Origin of the sequence: Pigmentiphaga litoralis, from assembly GCF_013408655.1 — a bacterium.
In the GTDB taxonomy this organism is placed as follows: domain Bacteria; phylum Pseudomonadota; class Gammaproteobacteria; order Burkholderiales; family Burkholderiaceae_B; genus Pigmentiphaga; species Pigmentiphaga litoralis_A.
The window spans coordinates 3612534-3627628 of record NZ_JACCBP010000001.1 but is presented as its reverse complement, the minus strand read 5'-3'; the positions used below and the strand labels follow the sequence as shown (position 1 = coordinate 3627628).

At 65.3% G+C, this 15095-nt stretch carries 14 protein-coding genes; 5 read left to right on the top strand and 9 right to left on the bottom strand.

Going from position 1 to position 15095, the window contains the following annotated elements:
* Positions 1 to 130 precede the first annotated feature (130 nt).
* From HD883_RS16450 to HD883_RS16440, 3 genes are read right to left on the bottom strand one after another with little or no spacing between them, the layout of a single operon-like run.
* Positions 131 to 1339 carry an FIST signal transduction protein gene (locus HD883_RS16450; protein WP_179583543.1) on the bottom strand — a complete coding sequence of 403 codons (1209 nt, stop codon included), beginning with the start codon at positions 1337 to 1339 and terminating at the stop codon, positions 131 to 133.
* Positions 1336 to 2475 carry a PhaM family polyhydroxyalkanoate granule multifunctional regulatory protein gene (locus tag HD883_RS27960; RefSeq protein WP_179583545.1) on the bottom strand — a complete coding sequence of 380 codons (1140 nt, stop codon included), beginning with the start codon at positions 2473 to 2475 and terminating at the stop codon, positions 1336 to 1338. The genes HD883_RS16450 and HD883_RS27960 overlap by 4 nt, the downstream gene beginning before the upstream one ends.
* Positions 2476 to 2505: 30 nt before the next feature.
* Entirely contained in the window at positions 2506 to 3495 is a 990-nt protein-coding gene (locus HD883_RS16440; protein WP_179583546.1) for a fumarylacetoacetate hydrolase family protein, read from the bottom strand.
* Between the two features lie 238 nt (positions 3496 to 3733).
* Here HD883_RS16440 and HD883_RS16435 point away from each other — a divergent pair, with 238 nt between their 5' ends.
* Both HD883_RS16435 and HD883_RS16430 read left to right on the top strand, forming a co-directional pair.
* The gene (locus tag HD883_RS16435) at positions 3734 to 4534 is read left to right on the top strand and encodes a DUF3108 domain-containing protein (RefSeq protein WP_179583548.1); all 801 of its coding nucleotides are present in this window, start codon (positions 3734 to 3736) and stop codon (positions 4532 to 4534) included.
* A gap of 14 nt (positions 4535 to 4548) precedes the next feature.
* The gene (locus HD883_RS16430; RefSeq protein WP_179588517.1) at positions 4549 to 5127 is read left to right on the top strand and encodes a flavin reductase family protein; all 579 of its coding nucleotides are present in this window, start codon (positions 4549 to 4551) and stop codon (positions 5125 to 5127) included.
* A 155-nt stretch (positions 5128 to 5282) separates the two neighbouring features.
* Here the strand turns inward: HD883_RS16430 and HD883_RS16425 are convergent, their stop codons facing one another.
* The 6 genes from HD883_RS16425 to HD883_RS16400 all read right to left on the bottom strand — a co-directional run bounded on the left by HD883_RS16425 (position 5283) and on the right by HD883_RS16400 (position 12515).
* The gene (locus HD883_RS16425) at positions 5283 to 6488 is read right to left on the bottom strand and encodes an HPP family protein (RefSeq protein WP_179583551.1); all 1206 of its coding nucleotides are present in this window, start codon (positions 6486 to 6488) and stop codon (positions 5283 to 5285) included.
* Between the two features lie 297 nt (positions 6489 to 6785).
* Complete coding sequence (locus tag HD883_RS16420) at positions 6786 to 7454, bottom strand: SOS response-associated peptidase family protein (protein WP_179583553.1); 669 nt, start codon at positions 7452 to 7454, stop codon at positions 6786 to 6788.
* 183 nt (positions 7455 to 7637) lie between these two features.
* Entirely contained in the window at positions 7638 to 8615 is a 978-nt protein-coding gene (locus tag HD883_RS16415; RefSeq protein WP_179583555.1) for a Bug family tripartite tricarboxylate transporter substrate binding protein, read from the bottom strand.
* Between the two features lie 62 nt (positions 8616 to 8677).
* Positions 8678 to 9766 carry a tartrate dehydrogenase gene (locus tag HD883_RS16410; RefSeq protein ID WP_179583557.1) on the bottom strand — a complete coding sequence of 363 codons (1089 nt, stop codon included), beginning with the start codon at positions 9764 to 9766 and terminating at the stop codon, positions 8678 to 8680.
* A gap of 34 nt (positions 9767 to 9800) precedes the next feature.
* Positions 9801 to 11219, bottom strand: a complete 1419-nt coding sequence (pyk, locus tag HD883_RS16405; RefSeq protein ID WP_179583559.1) for a pyruvate kinase — start codon at positions 11217 to 11219, stop codon at positions 9801 to 9803.
* A gap of 3 nt (positions 11220 to 11222) precedes the next feature.
* Complete coding sequence (locus HD883_RS16400; protein WP_179583561.1) at positions 11223 to 12515, bottom strand: glycerate kinase type-2 family protein; 1293 nt, start codon at positions 12513 to 12515, stop codon at positions 11223 to 11225.
* Between the two features lie 146 nt (positions 12516 to 12661).
* Here HD883_RS16400 and HD883_RS16395 point away from each other — a divergent pair, with 146 nt between their 5' ends.
* From HD883_RS16395 to HD883_RS16385, 3 genes are all read left to right on the top strand, one after another.
* Positions 12662 to 13615 carry a LysR family transcriptional regulator gene (locus HD883_RS16395; protein WP_257022250.1) on the top strand — a complete coding sequence of 318 codons (954 nt, stop codon included), beginning with the start codon at positions 12662 to 12664 and terminating at the stop codon, positions 13613 to 13615.
* 90 nt (positions 13616 to 13705) lie between these two features.
* Positions 13706 to 14173 carry a nuclear transport factor 2 family protein gene (locus HD883_RS16390; protein ID WP_179583563.1) on the top strand — a complete coding sequence of 156 codons (468 nt, stop codon included), beginning with the start codon at positions 13706 to 13708 and terminating at the stop codon, positions 14171 to 14173.
* A complete protein-coding gene (locus HD883_RS16385; RefSeq protein ID WP_179583565.1) occupies positions 14170 to 15090 on the top strand; it encodes an amidohydrolase family protein in 921 nt (306 codons plus the stop codon). The genes HD883_RS16390 and HD883_RS16385 overlap by 4 nt, the downstream gene beginning before the upstream one ends.
* Positions 15091 to 15095 lie beyond the last annotated feature (5 nt).

Below are 15095 nucleotides of genomic sequence, written 5' to 3'. Positions count from 1 at the left end.
GTTTGCACGCGTCGCAGTACGCGTTGGCGAACACTAACCGTGGGCTCGGTATTCAGATGCAAGCCGAACGACGTATGTCTGACAAAAGGTAAGGAAAGGATGAAAGGTGTGTGACCAGTCTTCTTCAATACTAAAGAAAAGTCACCAGAACCCCGGTGTACCAGGATATGCGGTCCCCATAAATCTCGCCATTTGCGAACAAGCCAATCAAGGGAACGTCGCCCAGTTGCTGCTGCACCAGCTGCATTTCGGCCGATGGACCGCCGAACAGCGTACCGGTGCGCCCCAGGCAGGAGATGTAGAGCGCACCGCGGATGCGGTCCATGCTGCCGTAGCGTGTCTCGATGGTTTCGCGCAATTCGGTGCACGCACGGATCAGGTCGACCTGCGCGGCATGGCGATCGCGGCGGCAGAACACCACGTGATCGGCATCGTCCAGTTCGGCTCCCATGGCAAGCGCCCGTTCGTGCGGATCGACGCCGACCAGCGGCCGGACCGGATAGTTGCCCCGCAGAAACGCGTCGCCTTCACCAAAACCGATAAAAGTGCCTTGCAGCATCTGCACGGTGGAGGCTGCCTGCTGCTTGCGGGCATCAGGCGCCACCGGCACGCCTTGCACGATGCTGGGCGCCCATTCGGTCGGGGCACCCATGTCGCGCAGCAGCACGTCGAGCGCGGGCGCGTCGTCCAGCCGGTTCAAGAGCCGTCCGGCCGATGCCGTGACGCGATGCACCGGGCCGATCGGCTGGCAGCCCTGGCTGATGCGGCTTTCGACCTGGATGTTCTCGGACAGCACCACGCCCGACAGGCCGCCGGCAAAGATGCCATCGGCAATCAGGGCATTGGCGTGGCGGCTGCTGGACACACCGCCGAACAGGGTGTCGCCCGCAATCTTGCCCGCCATGTCCTGCAGCAGTTCGGGCAGGTCGGGTGTCGAGGCATCGGCGTGCACCAGGGCCGTCCACGAGGCGGACCGGCCGTTGGGAGTGCGTGCCTCCCGCGCCGGCGGGCGTGACTTGCCCGAGAACACCTGGAAGTCATCGGGCGAAAAATCCGCCAGCATGAAGGCCATGGCGGGTTCGTCAATATATTCGGCCATTCCGGCCGCCACGCCGACCCCGATCGCGCCGGTCCAGTGCGTGATCCCGGTGCGTTCCCGCAGAAACGCCAGAATGTCGTCCGAGGCTTCAGCAAAGTGGTCGGTCAGATACAGAAAGCCCAGCGTGGCCTGCCGTCCGGTTTCGGTGCGGCTGGCGTGTTCGATCTGAGCCAGACACAAGGACGCCGCCATCCGCCAATCGGGATGGGTGGCATGCGCCCAGGGAAACTGCGTGGTCATGCCTTGCCTCGGGCTCCGCGCGCGGGCGCCTTCTTGGCCGGCGCCTTGCTGGCAACAGGCGCCCGCTTGGCCGCGGTCTTGCCGGCGGCCTTTTTGGCGGGGGCCTTGGATGCAGGGGGCCGGGGCGCAGACGACCTGGATGCCGACGACTTGGATGCTGCGCCGTTCTTGCCCGACGAGGCCTTGCGGGCAGGTGGCGACGTGCGTTCAGCAGGGGCTGCCTTGCGGGCAGGCGCATCCGGCGCGCGCGACGGTTCGAACACGGTGCGCGCGGCGGCAGCGGCGGCCTTGGCCAGGTCCATGTGCGGCATCGCCGGCATCTGGGGCATCGCCGGGACGGCGGGCACCGCTTGCGAGGCGGCGGCGGTGATCTTGTTGAACTGGTCCTGCAGCATCGACCACCACGCATTGGCCTGCGGCGAGCCGGGTGGCGCACCGGTGCTGTCGTCAGCCGCCTCGGCGTCGGCCGGAGGCGTCTGGGGCTGCGACGGTGCGGCGGGCTGCGGGGTGGGCGGCTGCATCGCTGCAGGCATCGGCGGCGGCGTGGGGATGAACGCCGGCGCGGACGCCGCGGTGGACGCCGACCCGGGCATGTGCGCAGGCGTGTGCGGCCACCCGGTCGGCTGCGCAGCCGGTGCGGATGCTGCGGGGGCCGGCGCCGATGGCGCGGCGCTGGCCGAGAAGCCGAAAGGCGATGCATCGGCCGCGGCCCCCGGCGCCTTGCGCAGGCCCAGCACGATTTCCAGCGGCGACGGCGGCGGCAGGTCGGACGCGTCGGCGTCGGACGCACCCGCCGGGGTATGCGCCTGATAGGCACTGCTGACGTTCTGCGCAAAATTGCGCAGCGTCGAGATCGTGGCGCGCTGCACCTCCAGACCCTGGATGCTTCCGCGCAGCATGGTCAGGTTCAGGTTCAACCAGTTTTCAATCGCGCGCAGGTCGGTGATCCGCTTGTCCAGTTCATCCAGCCCGGGGACGTTTCCGCCCGGCGCCGCCGTGGCCATCGAACCGAGGTTGCCCCACACCTGCCGCATCATATCCAGGCTCTGCATGACCGGATTGGCCGCGCCCGGATCGAAAGACGGGCCCGCGCCGGGCATGCCAGGGAACGCAAAAGGATTACCGCTGGGGATCATCGCTCTTCCTTGTCTCGATAGGGGGCGGGGTCAGGCCGCGCCGGGGGGCGCGATCACCTGGTCAATGGCGCCGAAAATGCTGGCGCCTTTTTCGTCGAGCATCTCGATACGGATGCTGTCGCCAAACTTCATGAATTCGGTCACCGGCGCACCGGTTTCAATGGTTTCCAGACAGCGCTTTTCGGCAATGCAGGCGTAGCCCACCGAACTGTCCTTGTTCGATACCGTGCCCGAGCCCACGATGCTGCCGGCCCGGCAATTGCGCGTCTTGCAGATGTGGGCGATCAGCGCCGGAAAGTTGAAGACCATGTCTTCGCCCGCCAGCGGCTTGCCCACCACCTTGCCGTTCCATTCGACGGTGAGCGGCCGATGCACCTTGCCGTCACGCCACGCCGACCCCAATTCATCGGGCGTCACCGCCACCGGCGAAAACGCGGTGGCGGGCTTGCTCTGGAAGAAGCCAAAGCCCTTGCCCAGCTCGCCCGGAATCAGGTTGCGCAGCGACACGTCGTTGACAAGCATCAGCAGGCGGATGGCGTCGCTGGCGCCGTTGGGTGGCGTGCCCATGGCCACGTCACCCGTGATCACCGCGATCTCGCCTTCGAAATCGATGCCGAACGCTTCGGAAGGCACCACGATGTCGTCATGCGGCCCCAGAAAATCGTCGCTGCCGCCCTGATAGATCAGGGGATCGGTCCAGAACGTCTCGGGCATCTCGGCATTGCGCGCCTTGCGCACCAGTTCGACATGGTTGACGTACGCCGACCCGTCAGCCCACTGATAGGCACGCGGCAGCGGCGATGCGCACTTGGACGGATCAAAAGGGAAGGGGTGGCGGGCGCGCCCGGTATTCAGCGCGTCGGACAGGTCCTGCAATTGGGAGACGACAAAGTTCCAGTCGTCCAGCGCACGCTGCAGCGTGGGGGCGATGTCGGTGGCGAAATGCGCGGTCTTGAGGTCGCGCGACACCACCATCAATTGACCGTCGCGCGAACCGTCGCGCAAGGAGGCGAGTTTCATAAGACGTAAACGAAAGAATAGGGCGTCAGTCTGGCCGGCCGGGGCACGTGAATGCCGGGTATCGGGCAGGGGGCGACAGGATGCGCTTACAGTAACATGCGCCGCCTGGCGGTTTGGCCGGGGGAACTCTCTCGATCCGCTGGCCCTCTACACCCTGCTGCGTCCGGTACGATGAACCCCTTGCTTACAGGCGGCGCCGGGCCAACCGGCGTCTTCATGCCCCATGATTGCATTCCGCATGACCGCTTCCTTGATGACCGAACCCCTGTCGTTCGCGCGCCGGGCCGTTGCGCGCCGCGGTATCGCCCTGGCCGCCGCGCTGGTGCTTGCTCCCGTCGCAGCGTTTGTTGCGACCGGCTCTGCCGCTGCGGCGGCATCCTCGGCGGCAGCAACGCCTGCCGCCGTCAGCGTGCCCGGCTCATCGTCCATGACCTACACGCTGAAGGCTTCGGCCAAGGGCTTCAAGATCAATGTCGATAGCCACTTTGACTGGATGCGCGAAGGCGACGCCTACCGGCTCGTCAACAGCGGCCGCTTCACCCTGTTCAGCTTCAATTTCGAGAGCAGCGGCGTGATCACCCCCGACGGCCTGCAGCCCGCGCGCTATCAGGAAACCCGCAACAAACGCGTCAAGGCGGTCACCTTCGATCCGGAAGCCAAGAAGATCACCTTCTCGGGCGGCGAGTCGGAACCCCTGCAGGCCGGCACCCAGGACCGCATGTCGGTGCTGGTGCAACTGGCCGCGATGGGCCGCAAGAACCCCGACGTGTTCGCATCCGGCAAGGTCGTTCCCTTCCGCGTCGCAGGGTCCAGCCGGACCGGCATGTGGCGCTTCAGGGTGGCCGGCACCGATACGCTCGACACCCCGCTGGGCGCCGTCAAGGCCGTCCACCTGGTTCGCGAGCGGGATGAGGACGACGGGCAGAAAGTGGAAGTCTGGCTGTCGGCGGACTACGACTGGATGCCCGTGCGGGTGCTGTCCAATGAATCGGATGGGGATTACCTGGATCAGGTGTTGAGCAAGTTCGAGCGGAAGTAGGCATGTCAGCAACTATGGACGCCCACATCGCCCCGGTCGAACTACCTAAAGCCTACCGGCTGCTCAACCACGGGCCGACCGTTCTGGTTTCGTCCCGTCACGACGGCGTCGACGACGTCATGTCGGCGGCGTGGGCGTGCGCGCTGGACTTTGCGCCGCCCAAGGTCACCGTGGTGATCGACAAGGCCACCCGCACGCGGGGGCTGGTGGAGGGCAGCGGACATTTCGTGTTGCAGGTGCCGACCTTTGCGCAGTTGCAGCTGACCTACGACGTGGGCAACCTCAGCCTGGCCGATGCGCCGGACAAGCTGGCGCGCTGCGGGGTGTCGACCTTCGAGGCGCCCGGGTTCGATGTCCCGCTGGTCGAAGGATGTTCGGCCTGGCTGGTGTGCAAGGTGCTGCCCGAGCCGCACAATCAGCAGGCCTACGATCTCTTCATTGGCGAGGTGGTGGGCGCCTGGGCCGACACCCGCGTGTTCCGCAACGGACACTGGGAATTCGAGTCGGCCGGCCCCGCGTTCAGAAGCCTGCACTACATCGCCGGCGGCACGTTCTACGCGATCGGCGATCAGGCGCTGGCAAGGACGGAATAGATAGGTAGGGCACTGCGCATTAACAGGACACAGCGGATCCGGCTCCGCCGGTCCGCCAGTGTCGCCCCCAGGGGAGGCGGGAAGCGCCCAGGGGGGGCTTATTCCCCCGGTCCGCCAGTGCCGCCCCTGGGGGAGGCGCAAAGCGCCCAGGGGGGTCATAAATTCTCGAACGGCAGCTGGAAGTGGCGGGACGTCGTTTTCAATTCCTCCCGATGCAGCGCAGCCAGCCTTGCCAGCACGACCTCGCCCTGTTCCGTCAGGTGGATGCGTACCTGGCGCTTGTCTTCGGGCGCAGGTTCGCGGCGCACCAGGCCTAGCGCAACGCACCGATTCACCAGCGCGACCGTGCCGTGGTGGACCGACACCATCCGCTCGGCAAGTTCGCCGATGGTCGCCCACTCGCGGCCCGGAAAGCCCTTGATATGCAGCAGCAACAGGTATTGCAGCGGCGTGATGCCCTCTGCCTGGACGACCTCTTCCGAAAAATGCAGGAAGCGGCGCAGCTGATGCCGGAATTCCGACAGCACTTCAAAGTCGGACTTCTGCAGGGGCTTGGTCGATCGTGTGGTCATGTCGGCATGGGCGTGGAAAGGGGCGGCGTGCGTGGCGGTCAGGTCATCGGCGTCGGCGGCACGGCTACAGGCACGTGGTTCTGCGCGTTGCTCCGTACGTTGTTGCGCGCGTTGTTCCGCGTCGTCGACCAGAGTAACAAGGTCGTCGGTATCGATGGTCAACAGCTCATTGCGGCTGTCCAGCACGGCGGCGATGTCGGCGTCCGTGACCCCTGACCGCGTCGTTCGCGCCACGTGGGGCGTGCCGCCATGATGCGGATACCGGTGCCGCGTCGCCCAATGAAACAGCAACGCGCACGCGAGCATGATCACACTGTTGATCGCCACCGGCATCACTACAAAACCATACCCGGCCGCCTTGATGCCGGGCCCGCCGAATACTGCGGTGAGCGCCACCGCGCCCGACGGCGGGTGCAGACACCGGCACGCAAACATCATCGCGATCGCCAACGCCACGGCCACCGCTGCCGCCAGGATGGGCACCGGGATCCAGTTGGCACAGGTCACACCGATCGCGGCCGCCAGCAGGTTGCCGCCGATCACGCTCCAGGGCTGGGCCAGCGGACTGGCGGGCGCCGCGAACAGCAATACGGCCGATGCACCCATGGGCGCGATCAACAAGGGCAGATCCGCATGGTCGCCCATGGTCCAGATCGACATCACGCCGGTCAGGCCGATGCCGATCAACGCGCCCAGCACCGCGCGAAGGCGCTCGGTGCGGCTGACGTGAAGCGGTTCGGGCACACAGGCGCCCAGCCAGGACGCAATCGAAGCGGTGGGGAAAGACATGGAAGACGACAACAGCAATGGGGAAGGCGCAGCTTCAGGCAAGCAGCGGCGCGGCCCGACATTGTGCCATATATATCACGGCGTGATATATCAAGTTGATGTTGTCAACAGGTGGACGTCAACTGGTGGATGAAAGCAACTGGTGGATGAAAGCAACTGGTGGATGAAAGCAACTGGTGGATGAAAGCAACTGGTGGATGAAAGCAACTGGTGGATGAAAGCAACCGATCACGCGCGGCAACCACGCGCGTGTGGGCTTCCGTGCATGCTTCTGAAGTGCTACGGAAGCCCTGCCAGTCAGTCCGCGGTACCCGGCGCGGCGTCGCCTATGGGCGCCACCGCATCCGCCGCCTGATACTTCACGTTGCCCATGGCGCGGGTCACCGCATGCCACGCAAACTCGGTCTCGCCCAGCGCTTGCGTTGCCGTCACCAGCAAGGCGTCTTCCGAACTCGTGTCCGGCGACAGCCATTCCAGCGCGCCCTCGGCCGTCAATGCAATCGGGCGGCGATCGTGCACATCCAGCAACCCGGCATCCGCCGAACTGGTCACGATCGCAAACCCGTCGGACCCAAGAATGGCCGCCAGCAGCAGCGGCGCATCGTCGGTGCGATGGATGAAATGCGGTTGGCGATTCGGCTTGTCGCCCGTCCATTCAAACCAGCCATCGGCCGGGACCAGGATGCGGCCGCGTTCCCACAGCGGCTTCCAATAGCCGGACGTCGCAGCCTTTTCTACACGCGCATTCACATACATGCGCGGCGCGCGGCCGCGATAGCCCCAGTGCGCCGTTGCAGGCTCCGGGCCGTCGCCTCCCGCGCGGATGATCATCGGATCGGTGCCTGGCGATACGTTGTAGACCGGCGCGTGGGCGAAGGACGTCTGCGCAAACGGTGCAGCCGGGTTGGGGCGCAGCAGTTCGAAGTAACGTTCCGCGTCGCGATACTGGGCAAGTCGTCCGCACATGAGGGGCTCCTGGAACACGGCGATGTTCAGGGTGTAGCAGGAGTCGATCCCGGCGCGACGGTAAATGAGGCGTCGCACCGGAGCGCGACGAGGAATCGTCACGCCCGGGGGTCAGTCGCCACCGTCATGCCCATCACATCCAGCCAGGAACACGCTAGCCTCGGCCACGCTGCCCACGGTCCATCAAAAATCCAGACTGACCTTCGCGTCCTTCACCAGCTTCGCGAACCTTTCGGTATCCGCCGCAATCAGCTGCTTCATCTGGTCCGGACTGTCGCCGATCGCTTCCGCGCCCAGGTCGGCCATCCGCTTCTTGAAATCCGCCGACTGAATGATTTTGACCATGTCATGGTTGAGTTTTGCAACGATCGCGGCGGGCGTACCCGTGGGGGCCAGGACGCCGAACCACGTGCCCAGGTTGAAGCCTTTCATGCCCGACTCGTCCAGGGTCGGTACGTCGGGCAAGGCGGCCGATCGATGGGACGTGGTCACGGCCAACGCGCGCAGCTTGCCGCTTTTGATGAAGGGCAAGACGGGCGTGACGGTGTCGAAAGACATGGCGATCTGGCCGCCCATCAGGTCGGTGGTGAGCGGGCCGCTGCCTTTGTAGGGCACGTGCAGCAACTGCACGCCGCCCATGGATTCAAACTGTGCGCCGATCAGGTGCTGGCCGGTGCCCGTGCCGTTGGACCCATAGGCGAGCTTGCCGGGCTGCGCCTTGGCCAGGGTCAGCAGTTCCTGCACCGACTTGGCAGGGATGGCGGGGTTGATGACCAGCACGTTCGGCACCAGGGCAACGGTGGTGATGGGCATCAGGTCTTTCTGGAAGTCGTAGGGCAGCTTCTTGTAGACGCTGGATGCGATGGTGTGATGCACGGCGCCCATCAGCAGGGTGTAGCCGTCGGGTTTGGCCTTGGCGACATAGTCGGCGCCCAGCGTCGATCCGGCGCCCGGTTTGCTTTCGACGATCACCGGCTGGCCCAGGGTCTTGGACATTTCATTGCCCAGCGCGCGAGCCAGAACGTCGGTGGTGCCGCCGGTCGGGAAGGGCACGATCAGGGTGATCGGCCGGTTGGGATAGTCCTGCGCCAGGGCGGGGGCGGTCAGCGTAATGCCGACGGCGGCTGCGGCCAGCGCGGTCTTGATCAACGAATGGGTCATGTCATCTCCGGAGTTCACGGCCGGCGCGTCATGGCCGGCTTCTTGTGCGTAGGGGAAAAAAATCAGGCGGCGCGGCTTTGCGCGGTGGCGCAGATGCGTGCGCATACCGCTTCGGTCACTTGACGGGTGGTGGCCTTGCCGCCCAGGTCGCCGGTGTGCAGCGCGGGGTCGGCGGTGACGGCTTCGATGGCTTGCATCAGCGTGGCTGCGGCGGCGTGCTCGCCCAGGTGCTCGAGCAGCATCACCACGGACCAGAAGGTGCCGACCGGATTGGCCAGGCCCTTGCCCATGATGTCGAAGGCCGAGCCGTGAATCGGCTCGAACATGGACGGGTAGCGGCGTTCGGGGTCGATGTTGCCGGTGGGCGCAATGCCCAGGCTGCCGGCCAGGGCCGCCGCAAGATCGCTCAGGATGTCGGCGTGCAGGTTGGTGGCGACGATGGTGTCCAGCGTGGCGGGCCGGTTGACCATGCGGGCGGTGGCGGCATCGACCAGCTCCTTGTCCCACGTGACGTCCGGAAATTCCTTGCTGATCTGTACCGCGATCTCGTCCCACATCACCATGGCGTGACGCTGCGCGTTGGACTTGGTGACGACGGTCAGCAGCTTGCGCGGCCGCGATTGGGCAAGCTTGAATGCGAAGCGCATGATGCGTTCGACGCCGGCACGCGTCATCATCGACAGGTCGGTCGCGACTTCGATCGGGTGACCTTGGTGCGCGCGGCCGCCCACGCCGGCATATTCGCCTTCCGAGTTCTCGCGCACGATGACCCAGTCCAGATCGTCGGGTCCGCAGCGTTTGAGTGGGCCATCAATGCCAGGAAGGATGCGGGTCGGCCGAACGTTTGCATACTGATCAAAGCCCTGGCAGATCTTGAGTCGCAAGCCCCACAGCGTGATGTGGTCGGGAATGTGCGGATCGCCCGCCGAGCCGAACAGAATGGCGTCCATGTCCCGCAGTGCGTCCAGGCCGTCTTCGGGCATCATCGCGCCGTGTTCGCGGTAGTAGTCGCCGCCCCAGTCAAACGACGTGAAGTCGAAACGGAAGCCGGACTGCGCGGCGGCCAGTGCTTCCATGACGGTCTGTCCGGCGGGCACGACTTCCTTGCCGATGCCGTCGCCGGGAATGCATGCGATTCGATACTGTTTCATGTGATGTGTCCTAAAAAGTTGGGGTAGTCAGGTGTCAGGGAAGGCTGGCGATACGCAGCAGGTTGGTGGTGCCCGGCGCCTTGAATGGCATGCCGGCGGAAATGACGATCGTGTCGCGCGACTGCGCGAATTCCTGGTCAAGCGCCGTCGCGCAAGCGAACTCGGTCATCTCGCTGACGCTCTCGACTTCATGGACCTGGACCGCGTGCACGCCCCAGATCAGGGCCATGCGGCGTGCGGTCGATTGATTGGGGGTCATGCCCAGGATCGCGGTGCTGGGCCGTTCGCGCGACATGCGCATCGCCGAATAGCCCGAGCTGGTGTAGGCGACCAGGGCTTTGGCGTGGAGCAGGCCGCACACGGCGCGGGCCGCCATGCCGATGGCGTTGGCGGGGTCGGCCTCGGGTGGCGTACGGGACGCTTCGATCACGTCGTGGTAGTAGGGGTCGGCTTCGGTCTGGGTGATGATGCGGTTCATCATGGCCACCGCCTCCACCGGAAACTGCCCCGAGGCGGACTCGGCCGACAGCATCACCGCGTCGGCGCCGTCGTACACCGCAGACGCCACGTCAGACGCTTCGGCTCGCGTCGGGGTGGGCGACGAGATCATCGACTCCAGCATCTGGGTCGCCACGATCACCGGCTTGCCCGCGCGGCGGCAGGCTCGCACGATCCGCTTCTGAATCGCGGGCACCTGCTCGGCGGGCATCTCGACACCCAGATCCCCGCGCGCCACCATCACGGCATCGGTCTCGGCAATGATGGCGTCCAGATCAAGGATCGCCGCGGGCTTCTCCAGCTTGGCCACGATGCGGGCACGCCCGCCGATGCGTTCGCGCACCTCGCGAATGTCGGCCGCGCGCTGCACGAAGGACAACGCCACCCAGTCCACGCCCTGGTCCAGGCCAAAGGCCAGGTCCTCGATATCCTTGGGCGTCAGGGCCGACAGCGGCAGGATCACGCTGGGCACATTGACGCCCTTGCGATTGGACAGCGCGCCGCCCACCACCACACGCGTGACCGCATGCGTGGCATCGATGCGCAGCACGCGCAGGCGGATCTTGCCGTCGTCGAGCAGCAGATCGGTGTCCGGCTTGAGCGCGGCAAATATCTCGGGATGCGGCATGCTGACGCGCGTCACGTCGCCGGGTACCTGCGTGTCCAGATCGAGCCTGAAGTCCTGACCCGTGCGCAGCACGACGCTGCCGGTCTCGAAGGTGCCCACCCGCAGCTTCGGTCCTTGCAGGTCAAGCAGGATGCCGATCGGGCGCTGCACGTCCTGCTCCAGCTTCCGAATGGCGAGCACGCGCGCGCGGTGGTCGTCGTGCGTGCCGTGGCTGAAGTTCAGCCGGAACACGTCGGCGCCTGCACGGAACAATTGGCTGAGGGTGTCGGCGCTGCTGCTGGCCGGGCCCAGGGTCGCCACGATTTTGGTGTTGCGGGTACGGCGCATGACTCAGATTCCTGTGGGTGCCAGGCCGGGCCTGGCGATGTAGATGGCGCGAAAGTCATTCACGTTGGTCAACGTCGGACCGGTGACCACGGCGTCGCCAAGACAGCCGAATAGCGAATGGGCGTCGTTGTTGTCGAGCCAGGTGCGGGGCAGGGGTTGCAGGGCGCGCGTGCGAGCCCACGACGTCGGGTCGATGCAGGCGCCCGCGATCGGCTCCACGCCGTCCACGCCATCGGTATCCGCGGCCAACGCATGCACTTGCGGCTGCTCGCCCAGGGCCAGCATCAACGACAGCAGGAACTGCACGTTGCGGCCGCCACGGCCCGACCCGGTCACCGTCACGGTGGTCTCTCCCCCCGACAGCAGCACGCAGGGCAAGGTGAATGGCCCTTGATCGCGGACCGCATGCAGCACCAGTCCCGCCATCGCCTTGCCGACATCGGTGGCATTGCCTTCCCACCGGTCGCCCAGCAGATACGGCGTGATGCCAGCATGACGGGCGGCGCTGGCGGCGGCTTCCAGGGCGGCGTAAGGCGTGGCCATCATCGACACCGTGGCGCGCGCCAGCCGCGCATCGCCCGGCTTGATGCTTTCGGCGCGGCCATCCTTCAGCATGCGGAGGATCGAATCGCCGACGCGCAGGCGATAGCGGTCGATGATCTCGAGCGCATCACGGCAGGTGGTCGGATCGCCCACGGTGGGACCCGATGCGATGTCCACCGGGTCATCACCTGGCACATCGGAAATCAGCAGCGTATGCACCCGCGCGGGCAGGCAGGCCGCGGCCAGCCGCCCGCCCTTCACGGCCGACAGATGACGGCGCACGCAGTTCATCTCGGAGATGGACGCGCCGCTGTGCAGCAACTGTCGATTGATATCGCGCTTGTCGTCGGGCGCAATGCCGGGCAAGGGCTGGCACAGCAAGGCAGACCCGCCGCCCGACATCAGGCAGATCACCAGATCATCCTGTGTCAGCCCCCGGACAGCGTCCAGAATCTGTTCGGTGGCAGCCAGGCCGGCAGCGTCGGGTACCGGGTGGGACGCTTCGATCACGCGGATGCGCGACAGCGGCAACGCATGGCCGTACCGCGTCACGACGACGCCCGACATGTCACCGTCCCACGCCGCTTCAAGCGCCTGCGCCATGCTGGCGGCCGCCTTGCCCGCACCGATCACCACGGTGCGGCCCGCCGGTTGGCCAGGCAGATGCGTGGCCAGCGTTTGCGCCGGAGACGCCGCCTGGACGGCCGCCTGGAACAAGGCGTTCAATACGTCGCGGGGGCGTTGCGGTGTCATCGGGGCGGTCTCCTCCGTACGTTGCGGATAAGATGCAGCAGTCCTGTCAGGGCCGTCTGCAATGCAAAGCGAGACCGTACTGTGCAGGCGCAAGGCCCTGCGTGCCCGCGTCACCTTTCAAGCCATTGATGACTCTGGATTCAACAATGAACAAACCCGCATCGATGCTCGCCCACAATCCGCAGTTGTCGGATTTCGCCTTCTTCGTGCTGGTGGTCCGCAAAGGCAGTCTGTCCGTTGCCGCGCGCGAACTGGACATCACCTTGTCGGCAGTCAGCAAGCGACTGTCGCGGATCGAACAGGGGCTGGGTGTCCGCCTGCTCAACCGCACCACGCGGCGTCTGTCGCTGACGGAAGAAGGCAGCATCTTCCTGGACCGTGCCCGCCAGATCCTGGCCGACATCGAAGAAATGGAGCTCTATTTCCAGCGCACCCGCGTCAAGCCGAGCGGCCTGCTGCGCATCAACGCGCCAATGGGATTCGGGCGCCAGTACATCGCACCCGTGGTGTCGGCCTTTGCCAAACTGCATCGCGACATCGACGTGCAACTGGCGCTGACCGATCGGCCCGTTGGCTTGAACGACGACGATTTCGATATCGCGATCCGCTTCGGCGAATTGCCTGACGCGCGTGTGATCGCCCGCAAGATCGCACCCAACCGGCGACTGCTCTGTGCATCGCCGGCGTACCTGAACCTGCGCGGCAGGCCGGAGACGCCGCAAGACCTGCTGGACCACCAATGCATCGTGCTGCGGCAGAATGACTCGGGCTTTGGCGTGTGGCGTTTGAGCAAGGAGGGGGAAACGCATTCCATCAAGGTCAACGGGGCGCTGAGCAGCAACGATGGCGAGGTGACGCTGACCTGGGGCCTGGACGGCCACGGGATTTTGATGCGCGCCGAATGGGACATTGCCCGCTATTTCCGCAGCGGGCGTCTTGAACATGTGCTGGTGGATTACGAGCTGCCGCCCGCGGATATCTTCGCGGTGTACAGCGAGCAGAACCACACGTCGCCAAGGATCCAGGCCTTTGTCGACTTTCTGGCAAGCCGCTTTTCGTTCGACCAGGCGAGCGATGGGGCGGTGACGTCGTTGTGGTGAAGGCGGCGCGCGCAGGTTGTGGACAAAGTCAACAATGCCTTGCCTGCGCCGTCATCAATGACCGTACCTGCCGACACTACGATGTGTCCCATGAACACCCCTCACGACCTGATCCATCGGTTCTTCTGGTGCCTTGACGAGCGCGACAACGACGGCGTCCTTGCCACCCTCGCCAGCGATGTGGTGTGGTTCAGGCAAGGACAGCGCCATGCAGGACTGGATGGCGTATCGGCTGCCTTGCAGCGCCGCTCGCCCACGCTGTTCGTCCGGCATGTCATCAGCAATGTGTTTGAAATGAGCCAGCGAGATATCGCTGCGTCTGACGCAACACTGAGGCAAGTGGATGGCGATCTTCGCCCAGGCGCTTCCGGCGACATCGTGCTTTCCTATTATTTGTCCGGCTACACCTTCGACAACGGAACGCCTGTCCAGGCGCCCTGTTATGGCGGACATCTGCACAAGATGTCGTGGGTACGAACGCGCCTGTCCCGGTTCGATGACGGCTGGCGTATTGTGGACAAACATATGTTGCCGCTCTTCGTGTTCGACTCCGCATGATCTCCGTCGCCACGCATCGGCCCGACGATCGCGGGCCAACCATTCCCCGGCCCAAGTCCGACACGTCGTCGCCCGCCACGCGGTTCCCGCTGGGCAGTTGCGATTGCCACGCTCACATTTTTGGCGATCTCGACACCCATCCGGTCTTGCCCGGCAGCCACTTCGTTCCGCATCCCAGCCCTGTCGCCGACTACGCCGCCATGTTGCGCGTTCTTGGGTGCGATCGCGCCGTGCTGGTCCAGCCAAGCGTCTACGGCACCGACAACCGGTTGATTGCCCAGACGCTTGCAGGTCTGCAGGCCACGTCTGCCTGGAACGGTGGGCTTGCGCTTCGCGCCATTGCGGTGGTCGACGAGACCACGACAGATCGTGAACTGGAAGTCATGCACGCATTGGGATTTCGCGGCGTGCGCATCAACACCGCTTCGGCGACCCCGGGATTGACCCTCCCGCAGATCCGCAGGCTGGCGGATCGGATACGGCACCTGGGATGGCATGTGCAGTGCTTTGTCGACCTCAAACAATTGCCCGGCTTCACCGACGAACTGGCTCGCCTGCCTGTGCCCATCGTGATCGATCATTTCGGAAAAGTAGACGCATCGGCAGGTGTCGAAGCGGCGCCATTCAAGGCCCTGTTGGAGCTGCTCCGTCGTGACAGTTGCTGGGCCAAGTTGATGGGTCCCTACTTCGTGTCGACGCGGGGTCCTGGCTTTGCCGATGTGGCGCCATTGGCGCAGGAGATGGCCAGGGTTGCACCTGACAGGCTGGTGTGGGGCACCGACTGGCCGCACCCAAGCGCGCATGCCCAGATGCCCAATGACGGCGCGTTGGCCGATCTATTGACGACATGGATACCGGATGCCGCCCTGCGGCAGCGGGTACTGGTCGACAACCCGGCGCGACTGTACGGGTTCTGAAACGC

Bases quoted from the DNA above. Each gene is read 5' to 3' on its own strand.
- HD883_RS16450 (WP_179583543.1), bottom strand. From the start codon at position 1,339: ATGACCACGCAGTTTCCCTGGGCGCATGCCACCCATCCCGATTGGCGG.
- HD883_RS27960 (WP_179583545.1), bottom strand. From the start codon at position 2,475: ATGATCCCCAGCGGTAATCCTTTTGCGTTCCCTGGCATGCCCGGCGCG.
- HD883_RS16440 (WP_179583546.1), bottom strand. From the start codon at position 3,495: ATGAAACTCGCCTCCTTGCGCGACGGTTCGCGCGACGGTCAATTGATG.
- HD883_RS16435 (WP_179583548.1), top strand. From the start codon at position 3,734: ATGACCGCTTCCTTGATGACCGAACCCCTGTCGTTCGCGCGCCGGGCC.
- HD883_RS16430 (WP_179588517.1), top strand. From the start codon at position 4,549: ATGGACGCCCACATCGCCCCGGTCGAACTACCTAAAGCCTACCGGCTG.
- HD883_RS16425 (WP_179583551.1), bottom strand. From the start codon at position 6,488: ATGTCTTTCCCCACCGCTTCGATTGCGTCCTGGCTGGGCGCCTGTGTG.
- HD883_RS16420 (WP_179583553.1), bottom strand. From the start codon at position 7,454: ATGTGCGGACGACTTGCCCAGTATCGCGACGCGGAACGTTACTTCGAA.
- HD883_RS16415 (WP_179583555.1), bottom strand. From the start codon at position 8,615: ATGACCCATTCGTTGATCAAGACCGCGCTGGCCGCAGCCGCCGTCGGC.
- HD883_RS16410 (WP_179583557.1), bottom strand. From the start codon at position 9,766: ATGAAACAGTATCGAATCGCATGCATTCCCGGCGACGGCATCGGCAAG.
- pyk (WP_179583559.1), bottom strand. From the start codon at position 11,219: ATGCGCCGTACCCGCAACACCAAAATCGTGGCGACCCTGGGCCCGGCC.
- HD883_RS16400 (WP_179583561.1), bottom strand. From the start codon at position 12,515: ATGACACCGCAACGCCCCCGCGACGTATTGAACGCCTTGTTCCAGGCG.
- HD883_RS16395 (WP_257022250.1), top strand. From the start codon at position 12,662: ATGAACAAACCCGCATCGATGCTCGCCCACAATCCGCAGTTGTCGGAT.
- HD883_RS16390 (WP_179583563.1), top strand. From the start codon at position 13,706: ATGAACACCCCTCACGACCTGATCCATCGGTTCTTCTGGTGCCTTGAC.
- HD883_RS16385 (WP_179583565.1), top strand. From the start codon at position 14,170: ATGATCTCCGTCGCCACGCATCGGCCCGACGATCGCGGGCCAACCATT.